Origin of the sequence: Parasutterella secunda (assembly GCF_016901835.1) — a bacterium.
GTDB classification, from domain to species: domain Bacteria; phylum Pseudomonadota; class Gammaproteobacteria; order Burkholderiales; family Burkholderiaceae_F; genus Aphodousia; species Aphodousia faecavium.
Map to the genome: position 1 here is coordinate 1 of NZ_JACJKX010000064.1, position 219 is coordinate 219.

Genomic DNA, 219 nt, shown 5'->3' on the forward strand with positions numbered 1-219 from the left:
TAACCGACTTATGCAGAGCAAACTCCTTGCCATTATCAAACGTGATGCTGCGGAAAATCGCCCGGTAGGGTTGGACCGCTTTCAATATCGCCTGCGTAACATCTTCAGCGGATTTACTGGCGGCTTTAGTCGTCAGTAGAAAACGACTTTTCCGTTCAACAAGCGTGACCAAAACCGCTCCTTTGGTCTTTTTACCCAATACTGTATCAGCCTCCCAAT

At 47.5% G+C, this 219-nt stretch carries 1 protein-coding gene; it reads right to left on the reverse strand.

From position 1 onward, the window contains the following. Nucleotides 1-219 (reverse strand): IS30 family transposase (locus H5985_RS09360; RefSeq protein ID WP_205051032.1); only part of this gene is annotated, 219 nt, incomplete at both ends.